15 protein-coding genes and 3 pseudogenes are annotated in these 15,701 nt (G+C 57.6%); 13 read left to right on the plus strand and 5 right to left on the minus strand.

All coding sequences use genetic code 11. From position 1 onward, the window contains the following. Positions 1-82: 82 nt before the first annotated feature. The 3 genes from AB4O41_RS28705 to AB4O41_RS28715 are packed head-to-tail and all read left to right on the plus strand — an operon-like array spanning position 83 to position 2,674. Positions 83-517 carry a nuclear transport factor 2 family protein gene (locus tag AB4O41_RS28705; RefSeq protein ID WP_460145624.1) on the plus strand — a complete coding sequence of 145 codons (435 nt, stop codon included), beginning with the start codon at positions 83-85 and terminating at the stop codon, positions 515-517. 16 nt (positions 518-533) lie between these two features. Next, positions 534-2,021, plus strand: coding sequence for an FAD/NAD(P)-binding protein (locus AB4O41_RS28710; RefSeq protein ID WP_460145625.1), 1,488 nt, complete (start codon positions 534-536; stop codon positions 2,019-2,021). After that, on the plus strand, positions 2,018-2,674 hold the full coding sequence (locus tag AB4O41_RS28715) for a glutathione S-transferase family protein (protein WP_460145626.1): 657 nt from the start codon (positions 2,018-2,020) through the stop codon (positions 2,672-2,674). The genes AB4O41_RS28710 and AB4O41_RS28715 overlap by 4 nt, the downstream gene beginning before the upstream one ends. Before the next feature lie 15 nt (positions 2,675-2,689). Here the strand turns inward: AB4O41_RS28715 and AB4O41_RS28720 are convergent, their stop codons facing one another. Further along, positions 2,690-3,418 carry an ArsR/SmtB family transcription factor gene (locus AB4O41_RS28720; RefSeq protein ID WP_460145627.1) on the minus strand — a complete coding sequence of 243 codons (729 nt, stop codon included), beginning with the start codon at positions 3,416-3,418 and terminating at the stop codon, positions 2,690-2,692. Positions 3,419-3,558: 140 nt separating this feature from the next. Here AB4O41_RS28720 and AB4O41_RS28725 point away from each other — a divergent pair, with 140 nt between their 5' ends. From AB4O41_RS28725 to AB4O41_RS28760, 8 genes and pseudogenes are all read left to right on the plus strand, one after another. Next, a complete protein-coding gene (locus AB4O41_RS28725) occupies positions 3,559-4,932 on the plus strand; it encodes an MFS transporter (RefSeq protein WP_460145628.1) in 1,374 nt (457 codons plus the stop codon). A 98-nt stretch (positions 4,933-5,030) separates the two neighbouring features. Beyond that, positions 5,031-6,371: a lysine N(6)-hydroxylase/L-ornithine N(5)-oxygenase family protein gene (locus tag AB4O41_RS28730; protein ID WP_460145629.1), complete on the plus strand. Its 1,341-nt coding sequence runs from the start codon at positions 5,031-5,033 to the stop codon at positions 6,369-6,371. 16 nt (positions 6,372-6,387) lie between these two features. Beyond that, positions 6,388-6,741, plus strand: coding sequence for a cupin domain-containing protein (locus tag AB4O41_RS28735; RefSeq protein WP_460145630.1), 354 nt, complete (start codon positions 6,388-6,390; stop codon positions 6,739-6,741). Further along, complete coding sequence (locus tag AB4O41_RS28740) at positions 6,738-7,865, plus strand: NAD(P)/FAD-dependent oxidoreductase (protein WP_460145632.1); 1,128 nt, start codon at positions 6,738-6,740, stop codon at positions 7,863-7,865. The genes AB4O41_RS28735 and AB4O41_RS28740 overlap by 4 nt, the downstream gene beginning before the upstream one ends. A 4-nt stretch (positions 7,866-7,869) precedes the next feature. Next, positions 7,870-9,492: a methionine--tRNA ligase gene (locus AB4O41_RS28745; protein ID WP_460145634.1), complete on the plus strand. Its 1,623-nt coding sequence runs from the start codon at positions 7,870-7,872 to the stop codon at positions 9,490-9,492. Beyond that, positions 9,485-10,614: pseudogene (locus AB4O41_RS28750) on the plus strand (NAD(P)/FAD-dependent oxidoreductase). Before AB4O41_RS28745 ends, AB4O41_RS28750 begins: the two are co-directional and overlap by 8 nt. Positions 10,615-10,650: 36 nt before the next feature. Continuing rightward, a complete protein-coding gene (locus AB4O41_RS28755; protein WP_460145635.1) occupies positions 10,651-11,157 on the plus strand; it encodes an AMP-binding enzyme in 507 nt (168 codons plus the stop codon). A gap of 673 nt (positions 11,158-11,830) precedes the next feature. Then, positions 11,831-12,223 (plus strand): annotated as a pseudogene (locus tag AB4O41_RS28760) (LysR substrate-binding domain-containing protein); the annotation flags it as partial. On the opposite strand, the pseudogene AB4O41_RS28765 reads toward AB4O41_RS28760, so the two are convergent. The 3 genes and pseudogenes from AB4O41_RS28765 to AB4O41_RS28775 all read right to left on the minus strand — a co-directional run. Beyond that, positions 12,213-12,323 (minus strand): annotated as a pseudogene (locus AB4O41_RS28765) (type II toxin-antitoxin system RelE/ParE family toxin); the annotation flags it as partial. The pseudogenes AB4O41_RS28760 and AB4O41_RS28765 overlap by 11 nt on opposite strands. 110 nt (positions 12,324-12,433) lie before the next feature. Beyond that, positions 12,434-13,063 (minus strand): LysE family translocator, encoded by a 630-nt coding sequence (locus AB4O41_RS28770; RefSeq protein ID WP_460145636.1) that lies wholly within the window; start codon positions 13,061-13,063, stop codon positions 12,434-12,436. Continuing rightward, positions 13,057-13,467, minus strand: coding sequence for a VOC family protein (locus tag AB4O41_RS28775; RefSeq protein WP_460145638.1), 411 nt, complete (start codon positions 13,465-13,467; stop codon positions 13,057-13,059). The genes AB4O41_RS28770 and AB4O41_RS28775 overlap by 7 nt, the downstream gene beginning before the upstream one ends. 128 nt (positions 13,468-13,595) lie before the next feature. On the opposite strand from AB4O41_RS28775, the gene AB4O41_RS28780 reads away from it, so the two are divergent. Further along, a complete protein-coding gene (locus AB4O41_RS28780; protein WP_460145639.1) occupies positions 13,596-14,918 on the plus strand; it encodes an aminotransferase-like domain-containing protein in 1,323 nt (440 codons plus the stop codon). A 9-nt stretch (positions 14,919-14,927) separates the two neighbouring features. On the opposite strand, the gene AB4O41_RS28785 is transcribed toward AB4O41_RS28780, so the two are convergent. After that, complete coding sequence (locus tag AB4O41_RS28785) at positions 14,928-15,158, minus strand: hypothetical protein (protein WP_460145640.1); 231 nt, start codon at positions 15,156-15,158, stop codon at positions 14,928-14,930. A 276-nt stretch (positions 15,159-15,434) separates the two neighbouring features. On the opposite strand from AB4O41_RS28785, the gene AB4O41_RS28790 reads away from it, so the two are divergent. Beyond that, the gene (locus AB4O41_RS28790) at positions 15,435-15,650 is read left to right on the plus strand and encodes a hypothetical protein (RefSeq protein ID WP_460145641.1); all 216 of its coding nucleotides are present in this window, start codon (positions 15,435-15,437) and stop codon (positions 15,648-15,650) included. Positions 15,651-15,701: the final 51 nt, after the last annotated feature.

The following is a 15,701-nucleotide window of genomic DNA, read 5'->3' on the forward strand; positions in this document are numbered from 1 at the left end:
GGGCCAGGTCGAAACATATAGCACCTGGAGGCAATTATAGTCCTGCCATCTTACAGCGCTGCCCGTCATCTCAGGAGAGACCATGACCTCGTCCATCGATCCCGGATTAATCCATATCTATGAAGCGTGGCACGCAACGGTCCGAGTTCGCGATCTAACTGCGACAGCGGCCCTGTACGCTGAGGACGCGGTATTCGAAACACCGCTGGTGCTGGCGGTCTATCCCGAACATGGCAGTGGCATACTAATGGGGCGCGCCAATATACAAAGGTTCATGGAGGACAGTGTGCGTCGATTCCCCAGTGACCTCGCCGAGTGGTATCGCAGTGATAAAGCGTTCATCAACGGCAGGCAACTGACCTGGGAATACCCGCGGAAAACCCCTAAGGGCGAACAGATCGACCTCATGGAGATGATGGAAATCGATAACGGATTGATCACCTGTCACCGTGTGTACTGGGGTTGGTATGGCATACGATTGCTATTGCCGGCACTGGCCAAGGCGCAGGCGCTCTAGGGTGCAGGGGACAGCTATGCATCAAAATCCGAGCGGCAAAAAAGTAGCCATTATTGGTGGGGCAGTGACCGGTGTAGCCGCTTTTATCAAGCTTGTACGGTCAGGCACGGTCAGCAGCATCGAGATCGTCGACTCCGACGGCATCGCCAACTCGATGGCCTTCAACACGTCCCATGACCTTTTCTTGTGCAATACCTCGGTGCAGACCATGTCGGTTCTTGACGAGGACATGAATGACTTCCTGCACTATCTCCAGGAGCAGGGGATCACTGTCGACGAAGATGCTTTTGTTCCGCGCTCCTGGGTCTCGGATTACCTGAGGGAGCGGTATGCCCAGTATCGCGATCTCGCCCAGGTCAGGGGCATCGAGCACAGGGTCATTTGTTCTGCGGTGCGTCGTATCAAGGTGATTGCCCAGGGCAACTATCAGTTACAGTTGGACGAAGGAGACGCTATCGAGGCGTCGGACGTGCTGATTTGCACGGGAAATGGCACTGCCTTCGTGCCGCCCCTAGTCAGTGCGCAGGCCGGTGCGCCAGGTATTTTTTCCACGCCTTATCCCGCAAAACGCTTGCTTGATTTCTTCCAGCGTCCCTCCCGGGTATTGGTCCTGGGCAGCCGGCTTTCGGCGATCGACAGCGCGTTGCTACTGTGCGGAGCCGGCCACCAAGTATTGATGGCCTCGCCATCCGGACGCTTGCCCGGGGTGCGCACGGGCACACCGCGGGTCTGCAAAGTGGCCTTGGATGAAGTGCGTTTTGCGCAGCTGAACCTTGAGAGTCCTCGGTTGTATTGGCATTTACTGCGCATTGTGGCGCGCTCTGCCAAGGCGATCAGCGGCCGCTCGCTACGCGAGCAGGTTGATCGGGCCACTGACCCGACGCAACGATTGCGCGGCGAAGTGGCCTTGGCCAGCGGTGGCGCGACAGACTGGCAAAACCTTCTGGTGCATTGCATGGATCTTGCCGATATGAAGCTGCGCAATGCCCCGCCGACGGTGCGGGTTGCCGCCTTGCAAAATTGCTGGGAGGCGGTTGGCCGCTATCTATTTGCCGTACCGCTGCAAACGGCAACCACTTTGCTGCGATTCATCGATGAAGGTCTCCTGCAACTTGCCTCGCAGGTGCCGCAGAAACTTGAGTGGCAGGGCAACTGGCGGGTTTACGACAGCCATGATGGTATTGAAGAGGTGGATGCCGTGGTATGCGCCACTGGTTTTCACAAACAGCACTTCCATGCCACCCACGACGGCCTTGAATTGCAGGTGGACCCGTTGATGCCGTGCACACCGCCCTATGTATCGGCGCAGCTGCAAGTCAGCCTGCCAGGATCCAGCCGCCCGGAAAGAGTCTGGATGCTGGGTGTGGCTTCCTATCTCGCGGCACCCATGGTCAACTCGGTTTACCAATCAGTGCGCCAAGCCAGCGAGACGGCACAGATGATTAGTGATTTGCAAGACAGTACAAGGCCAATGGATCAGTGCGCAGTGGGAGCAGCAGTATGAAGGTGTATGGCGACAGAGGTTCGAGCAATACCCGTCGCGTTCTGGCGACGGCCGCTTACCTGGACCTGGAAGTCGAGTTCGTCTTCCTCGATCTGTTCAGCGGACAGAACCGCACGCCGCAGTATCTGGCGCTCAATCCGAACGGCACGATCCCAACATTCGTCGACGGCGACGTGGTGTTGTTCGAGGCCTCTGCAATCATGATTTACTTGGCAGAGAAGGTGGGGGCGCCCTTATTGCCCGCGGGCAACGCGAAGTACGAAACCCTAAAGTGGATGTTCTGGGCTGCCGAGCATTTCCGCCGCGGGCCAACGGTACTGATTGAGCAACGTTTCATGGAGCGCCTCAAAGGGCATGTCGAGGATGAATCGCTGGTTGGGGAAGCATTGCGGGCAATCAATCGCTATACCTCTGTTTTGGATGAGCATCTGCGTACTCGGCAATTCGTGGTGGGCGATGCATTGACGCTGGCGGATTTCGATCTGGCCGCGCCGTTGAGCCATATCCCGCGCACCCAGGCTCCCTTTCTTGAGTATCCCCACGTTGCTGCGTGGTATGAGCGAGTGAACAACATTGTGGCGTGGCAGGCGACAGGGTTGGACCAAGAGCGCCGCATCCGCGAAATCGAGAGGTTTTTTTCGCCTGCGCAGTAGTTTGCATAGCCGGTTTCAGGCAGAAACAAGCGGGCGCGCCAGCGTTTCAAGATCATGCAAGTGTTGGACTCCTAAATGGTGCTTGAGCGCTCTCCAGCCATCACCGGTGATGGTCACGGCGCGAGTGCCTGTGGATCGGCGCATCCAGCCCAGGTTGCAGAAGGTATCCAGCAGGTGTGCACCCAGCGGTCCGGCTATGTGGTGCTGCCTTTCGGTCCAGTCCAGGCATCGGCGAGCCTGGCCATGAGCTTCTAAACACAGCTCGCTGCTGTCCAGATTGAGGGATTGCATCCATTCAATGCCGCGAGGGGTAGGCGCATATTCACGCTCATTGCACTCGACGATGAACTCGCGCTCAAGCATGCCTTGAGCCACCGCGACGCCAACTTGACCGGCCAGATGATCGTAGCAACAACGGGCAAAACGCAGCTCATGGGCGGCGCGGTTGGGCAGGCTGCGCCAGGAACTGGTTTGTGGGGAGACGGCTGCGAGGCTTTCCAATACATGGGAAACGTCGGGGCCTGCCAATTGATAGAAACGGTTGCGCCCCTTTATCTCAACAGTCAGCAGTCCGCCATCGAGCAGTTTTGCCAAGTGCGAACTGGCGGTCTGTGGTGTGACACCGGCGGCGTCCGCCAGTGCGCTGGCTGACAACGAGCCACCGTCGGACAGGGTGATCAGGATGACCGCCCGCACGGGTTCAGCGATTAAGTAGGCGATGGAAGAAATTTTAGGCTGGGTCATTCCTTTGAACTCCATGGGTGTGTCGGATCACCTCGGCTTTCAGGATGACATAACTAGACACAGTTCGACACGCCCCGAAGCATTTTTTGCAAAAAGCTGCTTATAGTCAATCCGCCGCCAGGGAAAGGAAATGCGAAGTCATGGAAATCAAGAGTAGCTACCAACGACAGGTTCTGATCGCTACAAGCCTCAGTTACGTCGTTGTCATTCTCGATACTTCAATCGTCAACGTGGCACTGGAATCCATTTCTCAGACATTTGATTCGGATATCACCGGGTTGCAGTGGGTGATCAACGCTTATACATTGACGTTCGCCAGTTTACTGCTGACGGGCGGTTTATTGGGCGACCGTTGCGGGGCAAGAAAGATCTACGGCCTTGGTCTGGTCTTGTTTGCGGTTGCTTCTGCACTATGTGGTCTGGCAACTGACCTGCTTCAACTGGTTGCTGCCCGAGTGCTGCAGGGGGTGGGTGCGTCCATGTTGGTGCCATGCTCACTGATGCTGATCAACAATGCCTACCCGCAGACCCATCAACGGGCGAGTGCCATCGGTGTCTGGGCAGGTTGTGGTGGTATTGCCATGGCGGCCGGGCCTCTTGTTGGCGGCGTGCTGATCGAGTTGTTTGGCTGGCGCAGTATCTTTTTGATCAATGTGCCCATCGCTCTGGTCGGCGTATGGCTGACGTCGCGTATTCCTCCTTCGCCTCCATTGGCACCTAATCGCCATCTGGACTTCACCGGCCAGGTCGCCGCCATCGTCGCCCTGGCCACTTCGGTGGCGGTGCTGATCGAAGGGGCAAAGCTGGGGTGGAATTCCGAATGGGTGTATGCGGGCGTAATCCTGGCCTGTGCAGCTTGGTGTGTATTCCTGGTGACTGAAAGCCGGCATAAGGATCCGATGCTTCCGTTGCACTATTTCCGCAACCCGGTGTTCACAGGTGCAACCTTTCTGTCGTTGATTTCCGCGCTGGTGTTCTACGGCCTGTTCTTTCTGTTGAGCCTGTATTTCCAGACGAATCGCGGATGGTCGCCCCTGGATACCGGATTGGCATTCCTGCCCTTGACGGCAATGGTCACTCTCGGCAGTTTCACCTGCGGCCGGTTGACCCGTGCCTATGGGCCCCGAGCTGTGCTATGCACCGGGTTCGGGTTGTACACCTTGGGATTCATCGGGCTGTTCGCCCTGGCCAGTGACGCGCTGTACTGGCGGATCGCACTGTGTTACCCGGCCGTGGGTTTTGGCGCCGGGATCATCACCCCGGCCGCCACTTCGGCACTGATGAGCGTGGTTGACCGCGCTAAGGCAGGGGTGGCGGCCGGTACGCTCAATGCCAGTCGACAGAGTGGCTCCGCGTTCGGCGTCGCGATATTCGGCGCGTTGCTGACCTCGATCCAACCGCTCAACGAGGCCATCTATATCGCAGTCAGCGTTGCGATTGGCTTGTCGTTGCTGGCCATGGCGGTGTCCGCATTGGTGCTGAAAACACCGGCGGCCCAAACCGTGGGAAGCTGATTTACCTCCACCTGTAAACAGAAGTCGCTCAGCACGCGTCTGCGAATGTCGTGAGGCGTTGCTGCACCTGAAAAACATCATCACTAGGGATAATGATCATGAGCTTGCACTCTGCGGCTGAAGTAATAGATCTGGCGGGTATCGGTATTGGGCCAGCCAATTTGAGCCTGGCTGCGCTGGCTCAACCGTATCCGAAAATAACGGCTAAGTTCTTTGAGCGCAGCAGCGAATTTCAGTGGCACTCCGGGATGATGGTGCCTGAGGCGATGTTGCAAGTTCACTACCTCAAAGACCTGGTCAGTCTTGTGGATCCGTCCAATCCATTTTCATTTCTTGCCTATCTTGCCAAGAAAAAGCAGCTGCTGAGTTTTATCAACGCCAATTTTGATCAAGTGCTCAGGCGCGAATTCAACCAGTACTACCGCTGGGCCAGCAGCCAATTGCCAAGCCTGCAATTCAATAGCGACGTGCGCTCAGTTGAATTTGAAAATGGTCTGTTTATGCTCAAGGGCGACCATTGGGTTCAGCCGGCACGCAACCTGGTGCTGGGCACCGGGCAGCAGCCGTTGGTACCGGAATGCGCGAAACCTTTTGTCGGGGACACGCTTTTTCACTCGTCGCAATATATGACCCGTAATCGCTCCCTCAAAGACAAGCGCGTGGTGATAATCGGTGGCGGCCAGACCGGGGCGGAGATCATCCAGCACCTGCTGTCCGATACCAGCGCGCTGCCAGCCAGTGTGACCTGGGTGTCGCGGCGCTGGAATTTTTCCCCGTTGGATGAATCGCCTTTCACCAACGAGCTGTACACCCCGCAGTACAGCGACCACTTCTTCGAGTTGCCCCAGCATGTGCGCCAGCCACTGCTGGCCGAACAGAAACTGGCCAGTGACGGCATCTCGCAATCGCTATTGCAGTCTATTTATCGGCGTATGTACGAACTTCAAAACGTGTTGCAGCACCCCTGCAAGATCCGCCTATTGCCGGGCCGCGAGCTGACGGCTATTCACCAGCGCCACAATCATTGGAGCCTGGCGATGATCCATGGGCACAGTCAGGTGCGCGAAGAACTGAGCGCTGACACTGCAGTGCTGTGTACGGGCTACGCCTATCAGGTGCCTGAATGCCTGGCGGGGCTTGAGGCGCGGATTACCAGACGTGAGGGCGAATACGTGGTCAAGGATGACTATTCCATCGCGTGGGATGGCCCCCAGGGTTCGGCCATCTATGTGCAAAACGCCGCCCGCAGTCAAAAGGGCATTGCCGACCCGAACCTGGGGTTAATCCCTTGGCGTTGCGCGAAAATCATCAACAGCATTTGCGGGCAAGCCCTGTATGACCTTGTCGAACCTGAGGCCTTTGTTCAATGGGGAGCAAGTGAGGTCTTTGATGAGGTCACGGATGCCCGCTTTGACCGCCTGAGCGCGGTGGCCAACTAGATCCAGGAGCTTATCAATGGACCCGATAACACTAACCCCCAAGGGCAATGCCCCGGTGATTCGCGAAACCGAAGAACAGGTAACACAGCAAGGCGTACGTCTGTTCATGCACAACTACGCTGGCAAACTGGCCAACGCGCCCATGCTGTCGTCACGTTTCACCCTTGATCCTGGTTGCGGGACGGAGGAAGACAAGCACGCCGTCAGTGAGATCTGGTTCATTTCTCAAGGTGATCTGGATGTCTTCTATGACGGCATCTGGCATAGGGTGAAAAACGGCGAGAGCCTTTATTTTTCACCCTTTAAGCCGCACTTCGCACGCAATAACGGCGCGGGCCAAGTTCAGGTATTTTCAGTGTGGTGGGCATGAGCATGACGCAAGATTTCGATCTAGTGATCATCGGTGGCGGCATTATTGGTGCTTGGACCCTGCACCATGCAGTGCAGCGCTACCCCGACTGGAAAATCCTGTTGATTGACCGCTACCGGATCGGCGACGGTGCAACCTCTCACTCGGCAGGCGTGCTGCTGGCGACCGGAAGATCGGAGCGGGAACGTCGGCTAGCCGGGCAGAGTGCCAGGCTTTACCGGGCGTTTCGCGACCGGTTTTCCATCCGTACCACGCAAGCGCCGGTGTTTTGGCTCGCCGATGGCGGGTTTGCGGCCGATATTCAGCGTGCGGTAGTCGATTTCGACGTCAAGTCTGCCGATGTGTCAGCGCTTGCGCTGGGCGATCGCCTGGGGTCAAGGCTCAATGTCGACGCCGCGCAAAGCCTTTTGAGTGGCGGTTCGGCCGAAAGCTACGAGCCGCCCTTGATCGCGCGGATGTTGATTAGTCACAGCCTTGCATCGGCTAATGTCAGCTGTATCGAAGGGTTGGGCGTCAGCCATATCGATAACGTCGACAGCGGGACGACGCGGCTCACCTTGTCAGACGATTCCATCATCTATGCCCAGCGAACCCTGGTGGCGATGGGCCCTTGGATCAACGAGTCCCCCTTTGGGTCGATTGCCGCCCAACACGGGCTTCGGGTCAAGAAGGTGGTGGCCCTGCATATAGACGGTACTCCACCTCCTGACGCTGCGGCATTGTTTCTCCCACAGTCCGATGCCTACCTGATGCCGCTTGCGGCGCGTAATCAATGGTTGTTCAGCTTTCGCTGCGATGAGTGGGATGTTGCGCCGCGCAAACATCAACTGGAGATCAACGACCACGATGTTCAGGTGGCTAAAACCGTCCTGGCGAAGTATCTGCCCGACCTCGTTGGTCGGTGTCGGGGTGGCCGGGTGTTCTGCGACAGCTACAGCCCTGGCGGCGAATCCCTGGTGACTCTGGACTACGCGACCAATGTGGTCGTTGCCGGTGCCGGCAGCGGAGCGGGATTTCGCTTGGCCCCTGGGATTGCCAGCGAGGCCCTTGAGTTGATCGTCGCCCATCGTCCCGACCGTGTCACTGCCCATGGCCAAACACATCCGCCTGTTTTTATGGACTGAAAAGATGATGCCTATCACTGCAAAAAAATTCTTCCTGATGCCGATTCCGCCGACCCCAAATGGTCGCCTTCACTTGGGACACATTGCCGGGCCTTATCTGCGCATGGATATACTGGGTCGCTACCTGCGGACTCAGGGCCACAGTGTCGACGTCGTATCGGCGGTCGACGGCTTCGACTCCTATGTTCTCTGGAAGGGCTTGCAAGAGCAGCGCTCGCCGGAAGAGGTTGTTCGCGACTATCACCGGCAGATTGCAAACGATCTGCGGGCAATGGATGTGCAGGTCGACGACTTTCTGGATCTGGTACAAGGCCCTTATGCGCAACGTCACGCCCGCAATGCTCAGCGCACAGTTGAGCGTCTGGTGGCGTCGGGCGTCACTGAGACAGTGACTGAACGGGTACTGTATTGCCCTGAAACCAACCGCTATTTGGCCGGCGCCTGGTTGCTGGGGCAGTGCCCATACTGCCAGGCAGGTGCCGGTGGTTACTTCTGCGAAGCCTGTGGTGCGCTGTTCCGCCCGGAAGCCATGCTCAATCCTCAGCCGCGTATGGGCGACAGCCCCCTGAAATGGGTCGAGGTAGAGAGTCTGTTTCTGAAGGTAGCGAATCCGGACAACCTGCTGCGGCGTATGCATGCATCGGGTGCGCCGCCGTCGATTATCGAGGTGATTTCACGGTTCCTGGAACGGGAAAACAATTTGATCCGCCTGACCGCACCGGGTGACTGGGGCGTCGCCTGGAGCCCGGATCGCTTTGCCAACCCTCGGGTTTTGTTTGAGTCTGGCTGGGAATATGCGTTGACCTGCGCTGATTGTTCCCAGGAGAAGGATCCTGATCACGGCCACGCTATGCTGTGCAACAGCGATTTCACGACATTGGTCAGTTTCGGTATCGACAATGCGGTGTTGTTGCTGGCCGGTAGTGTCGCAGTCATGGACGCCCTGCAGGATCACCAGTCGTTTGATTACGTTCTCACTAACTATTTCTACAAGTTGCAGGGCACTAAGTTTTCCACCAGCCGCCTGCATGTGGTCTGGGCCGCTGACATTGTGGAAAAGACCCCGGCCAGCAGTGACGGCGTGCGGTATTTCCTGTGTCGCGAAAGCCCTGAAAGTGGTGAGACTAACTTCGCTGTGGAAGAGTTTGTCGAGGTGGTCAACGTGGACTTGGCAGGGGCGCTCGACGGCCGAATCGACATGGCGTTGGCCAGCATCGGTGCCGGGCAAATGCTGACGATCCCATCGGCGTTGCGGCCGGCCCTTGAGACGGCTGTCGCCCAGTTGGATCAAGCACTCCAACTGGATGCGGTTTCGGTGCGCAATGCCTGGGAAGTGCTGCACCAGTGGATGCAGCGACCGGACCTGGATGTCATGCAACAGGAGCAGGCCTATGCCTGGCTCAAAGGTTTGGCTTACCTGGGGGCCCCGATCATGCCGCGACTGTCCGAGTATCTGTGGCAATGTTTGGGCCATGATGGATTACCGGCCCTGCAGTCATTGTTCGCCGCATCGCAGCCTAGGGAGTCCACCCTGTCACGTAGCCGCTTCCTGCCGCTGTCCCCGGCGTTGTTGCACCCTTGCTTGCCACATAGCGTGGTCCTTGAGCGCGCGACCAACGATGCATGAATATGCCGATGTAATCGTGATAGGCGCCGGGACCACCGGCTGCAGCATTGCCTGGCATCTGGTACAGGCTGGACTTTCAGTTCGCCTTCTAGACAAAGGTGCAATTGCCTCGGGGTCTTCAGGCGCTTCGCCGGGGATCGTGCGCCAATACTATGCCGACCCGGCACTGAGCCAGCTGGCAGCCCAAGGCGTACGGGCTTACCGTGATTGGTCGCAACACTATCCGGGGAGTGCGGCTATCGACCAACAGGTTTCTTGACCGCGATTTCCAGGCAAGAGCAACAGGCGACCGAGGCTAATGTTGCGCTATTGCAAGCGCATGGGGCTGCGGTGCGATGGCTATCACCGGCCGAGGCGCAAGTGCTGGTTCCTGACCTGCGGACGGATGGCTTGGTAGGAGTGGTGCATGAGCCTGATGCTGGATATTGTGACCCGATTCGGACCGCCCAAAGCTTCGCGACAGGCGCGCGCAGCCGCGGAGCGGTAATCGAAGAGGGCCGGGCAGTAAGACGGATTGTCTGCCGGGCGGGGCGAGTGGCTGGGGTGCAAACGGACAGCGGGTTTATCGCCAGCAGTAATGTTGTCAATGCCGCCGGACCTTGGGCGGCCGTGCTGGCGGCGGATTGCAGGGTACCGCTGCCAATCAGCGCCACGCGACAATGCGTGGGCATTGTCACCGTGGCGTCCCCAGATCAAGATCAGCTTATGCCGGGATACGGTGATCGCAGTGCGGGGTTTTACCTGCGCCCGGACAGTCCGGGAACCTACTTCATCGGCTCGTTGCTAGCGTCCGATAGTTATGCAATCGATCCGGACGCTTTTGATCGCCGCATGAGTGACGCCACTGTGCGTAGTTATCGAGATAGGGCAGTCAGGCGATTGGGCAGACTGGAGGGCGCGCAACCCTTGGGGCGTCGAGTGTCGTTCTTTGATAGCACACCCGATGGTAACCCGATTGTCGGTGCCGATCCGCGAATGCCTGGATTGATCGTGGCGGCCGGGCTCAGCGGGCATGGCTTCAAATTTGCCCCGCTGTTTGGGCAGGGCATTGCGCATTGGGTGATGAAAGGGCAGGTGCCCCAGTCGTTGGCGCTTTTCGCGATGGAGCGATTCCTGCGGTAGGCGCTGACTGATAAGGTCCGAATGCATGAGGGAGGCTTGCTGGAATGGATTGGCCGAGGGGAGGCCGAACTGAAAATTCGTGGAAACCGTATCGGTTCTCGCGAGGTGGAGCGTGAGCTGGAAAGTATCAACGGAATCGATGCGGCGGTGGTCGTGGCGCGCAGCTTTGAAGGCCAAGGGGAGGAGATGCTGGCAGCTTACATAGTGGTCAGCAGGCCTTTTGATAAAGATCAGTTGCACCAGATGCTGAGTCAGCAGCTACCGGCATATATGATTCCTGATCTCTATATCGTGCTGTCGGGTTTTCCACTGCTGCCCAATGGCAAGTTTGATCGGTCGAATCTTCCCGCCCCATCTCGTGACAATACGCTGAGCAGTGAGAGGCGCGCACTTGAACCATCGGTGTTTGCTCCTGTTTCCCTGCAAGAGCACAGGTTGCGGGTGGCGCAGATTTGCCAAGTCTTTGCCCAATTGTTGGGGCGTGAGCATTTTGATCATAGGGATGATTTTTTCGACTTGGGGGAAACTCAGCCCTTGTGGTGATGGCGGCTGGCTTGCTCAGTGCAAAACTGAAGCTAAAAGTTTCCGGTGCCCTTGTTTTGGAGTCATGTATTCCGACGCGGATTGCAGAGGCGCTTGCCATCGTAGAACAGGAGCTCGAACCCTCTGTGACCTGATGAAGGTGCTGCTTCCAGGACTCAGGGCTGGTTGCTCATAAACGGATGCCAACCAGCCAGATCCTTAAGGAGAGTGCCAAGGCAGGCGCCTGACCGTCAGGAGGATTATTTGGTCCGTTTACTGGCGGCGTTTCGGGAGCAGCTCGCGCAGCTCGATAAGCCTCAGGCTATCCCTGGGCAACGGATTTCCATTGCGATTGACAGCGCATCGGGGCGCCAGAATTCCTGGTCGAACTCCACGGTCTGGTCCTCTTCGCTGAAACTCAGGCGTTCTAGGTAGACACTGGTGTCGCTTGGCGACATTTGTAGCCGTTCGGCCTGATCCAGGAGTGCTATCTGTACTTTTGTTCCGGCGCTTCCCGTGTTAGCGGGTCTGAACCGACCGTAGATGAAGCAGCGAGAGGTCATTCGAAAACTAGCCGCTGGTCGAAAAGCAAAACTTCATCCAGGGGGTGGGCTGAAGTGTGGGTTAGCAGGTTTTTCCAAAACCCAGAAACGACAAAGCCCTGACTAATCAGGGCTTTGTCGGTACAAATATGGCGGAGGCGATGGAAAGTGCCTGCTCAGCCATTGAGCGTGAGCGCGTCGAGCAGACCGACACTCTGTCCGGTCATGCTCGAATTGGGGCAACTGAGGGCTATGGCTCATTAATGCTGGCGGCGCAACTCGCGGAATTGACTCGACGCTATCCAAACCTTGGGATCGATCTGCTGGCGATACCACGCATGGTGCATCTGTCTCGACGTTAGGCCGACATTGTCATCACGCTGGAGCGCCCGGAGCGCGGCCCGTTTATCATCACAAAGCTCACCGATTACGTACTCAAACTGTATGCGTCACCGGAGTACCTGACTCTTCATCCAACGATTCACAATCGCGAAGATCTGCGTGAACACAGCTTTGTCAGTTACATCGATGATTTGCTCTACAGCGCAGCGCCGCGAGGATCAGTGTCTGGTAGCGCTGGCGTGCTTGATCGCCGAACTGCGCCTGGGAGAGCCTGAGGATGTCAATCGTACCGATTTGCACGATCTGCGATAACGCCGAGAGCGTGTTGATCCTGGACAGCGCTAACCAGCGCTGCCTGTCAGTGTGCTTAATGTTAAGGCTTTGCATGGGCTCATCCCTGTCCGACTCAGAATTCATGCCGGCCGCGACGTGAACGCCAGTCGAACCGCGAGCAACACCAATACGAATGCCAGGCCCCGCGACTGCCACTTCGCGGACTCGCCTTTGTGGGACGCGTAACCCCGGATCATTCCCCCCACCAGGCCCAGCGCGACGTGGAAAAAGGTCGCGATCAGTGTCAACACCAGCCCCAGCGTCACGATTTGCTGTGCGACCGGAGAATTGCCCCGAACAACGAACTGCGGCAAAAACACCATGAAGAACAGCAGCGCTTTCGGGTTGAGCAAAGAGTTCAGCATCGCACGTATGAACACCGACATTAGCGAGGCCTGGATGGCGGAGTGTAGTGGAAGTCCGGCACGAACCCGTATGGCCTTCCAGGCCATCCAGAGCAGATAGAACGCACCGGCCCAGCGGATCAGGTCGAACGACGGTGGCCACTGCGCTATTGCGGCCGTGAGACCGGCTGCGGTGAGCGCGGTCAATACGAGGTCAGCTGCGCCAATTCCCAATGCAGCAACGACGCCGCCACGCCAACCGTAGCTCGCGCCGTGCGCAATCACGAAGGCCATGTTGGGGCCGGGAGACATCAGCAACAGCAACACCGCCCCCGCAAACAGCAGTAGCGTCGATAGATCTACCATGTGTGCTCCAGATCGCCGCGATAGACGATGTGAAGCTTGTTGCCATCAGGGTCTCGAAGGTAGGCACCGTAGTAGCCCTCGCCATACCAGGGCCGCTCACCGGGAGTGCCTTCATCAGTACCACCCTGCAGAATCCCCGCTGTGTAGGCCGCGCGTACGCTGTCGGGCGTTTCGGCATGAAACGCGAGCATGCTGCCATTGCCCGGCGTGGCCGCAAGGCCATCACGCGGCAAGTAGACATAGAACCTGGGCAGTGTGCGCGTCGGATGCACCCAGCAAGCCGAGGCGGGGCCTCCGTCCGGGGTCACCGCGCGGCGGATCAGCCCGAGTGGCGCAAGCACGGCGTCATAAAACGCCGATGCTCTTTCGAGGTCGGTGCATCCCACAGTAACGTGACTGAACATGTCTCAATCGATTCGACGCCACTGGAACGGTTACGTCCTGCGCGCCGAGCTCGCCTCCTTGTTTTGTGAGGTAGTGGAGCCTACGCTCGCCACTTGATACACACAAAGAATTGTTCTAGGTACATTCAATGACGATGCCACGGTACAAAACCATTGCTGATCAGGTAGCGGAAAACATTCGTAGCGGACGTTTGCGCCCTGGAACCCAACTCCCGACGGTACGCACATTGATGAACGAACATGGCATTGCGCTTGCGACAGCAGCTCGCGTTTACCGCACGTTGGAATCGATGGGCCTGGTGGTGGGTGAAACGGGGCGTGGCACCTTCGTGCGCGACACATCTCTTCCACGCGACCTCGGTCTGCAACCGGCATCCGAAGCTGGAATAATTGATCTGACCTTCAATAATCCAGCGGTTCCCGGGCAAGCAGAGATGCTGAGGCAGGCACTGCGCAGCCTCGCATCGTCGGGCGATCTGGACGCCTTGTTGCGCAACGCCCCCCATGGCGGGCGTCCGCATGAACGAGAAATCGCTGCGAAACATCTTCGCAATCGAGGGATTCGAGTCCCCGGATCGCAGGTGTTGATCGTGAATGGCGCGCAGCAAGGGCTGGCGCTCGCGATGATGGCGATGCTCAAGCCGGGCGATGTACTCGCTGTCGACGCGCTCACCTACCCGGGCATTAAAGCGCTGGCCGTCGCCCATCGCATTGAGCTTCTGCCTATACCGTTGGCTGATGGCAAGACCAATCTCGACGCGCTCGCGGCAAGTTGCAAGCGGCGTCCGGTACGCGCGTTTTATGCAATGCCAACCCTACACAATCCGCTGGGATCGATCATGCCGGCCGCCGACCGTAAGCGTTTGGTTGCGCTGGCCGAGGAACACGATTTTGCGCTGATCGAGGACGGCGCCTATGCGTTTCTAGCCGAACCAGCACCGAAGCCGTTGTTCATGCTCGCACCGAATCGCACGATCTACGTTTCCGGCCTTTCCAAAAGCGTCGCCTCGGGCTTGCGAATCGGATTCATCGCAGCGCCTGTATCGCTCATCCCTGCGCTCGAGCAAGCCGTGCGAGCCTCCACATGGAGTTCGCCATCGATCACCGTCGAACTGGGGTGTCGCTGGATCGAAGAAGGCGTGGTGGATGACCTGGAAGAATTGAAGCGCAAAGACGCCGCGAATAGACAACGACTTGCGCGCCGCATTTTCGGCGGCATCAACCTGGTCGCGCATCCAAACGCCTACTTCCTGTGGCTACCATTGCCCGGAGACATGCGGGCCGAGAGCATTGCTTCTGCATTGCGGCGCGACAACATTTTGGTCACGACAGCAGAGCCGTTTTCTGCTGCATCCCATGCGCCTAATGCGCTGCGCGTGGCGCTGGGATCGGTGCCTGTTGAAACGCTTGAACTCGCCCTGAAAAAAGTGAGAGTTGCCTGCGGCTATTAGTTCGAGTTTTCATACCATCATGTTCTTTCGCCACGTGGGATTATTGCTACTGACGTGCGCTAAGCTCTCGTTTACGACCCCCGCAGAAAATGTGCTTCCGGTCTGGGCTCCATCAATCATGCCCACCATGAAGGTGAGCTTCAGTTCGTAGCTTTGGCGAATCCACCAATTATCATCGCGGCCACCAGCACAAGCCAATGAGGAACTCAGCAGTAACATCAGAATTATTAAATAGCGCATTTTTCTGACTCCACCCCTGGTCGTCTGAGGTGTAGAAAAATATTCCCTAACGTTCTCGATTCTCACCAGCTTTTTTAAAAGTAGCAGCAGAGCGACTATCGTGGGTGATCTGTCCTTCTACGACTGATCTGCACACGCCACATGAATGCATGCTTTATCCCTCCTGCTAGCATCAAATGAGCCCGAGCTGGTGATTCAAGCCAGTTCGTGCAGCTGAAATACTGATGAAACATTCAGGCCATATGATTCGCGTCACTGAAATCCAGGGAGTTGGAGATGAATCGACCATCAAGAAGCATGCGCAAACTGCTCGACGCCGTTGCCACCAACAATGAGGCAGCGGCGCTTGATGTGATGCGTGCTGCTGAGCAGCTCCAAGACGAAGTGCTACGCCAACGGTTGCTCAACATGATTCACCGACTCAACCAGGACGCTATTGACCTACGAATGGCGCGCGACGATATCCAGGGCGGAGCCATAAGGCTCGCGTGATTGGACTCGGTGACGTTTCTTAGTCATGCCGCACTGGTCTCTTGGGCCAAG

It is taken from the genome of Pseudomonas sp. S2_A02 (genome assembly GCF_054668495.1).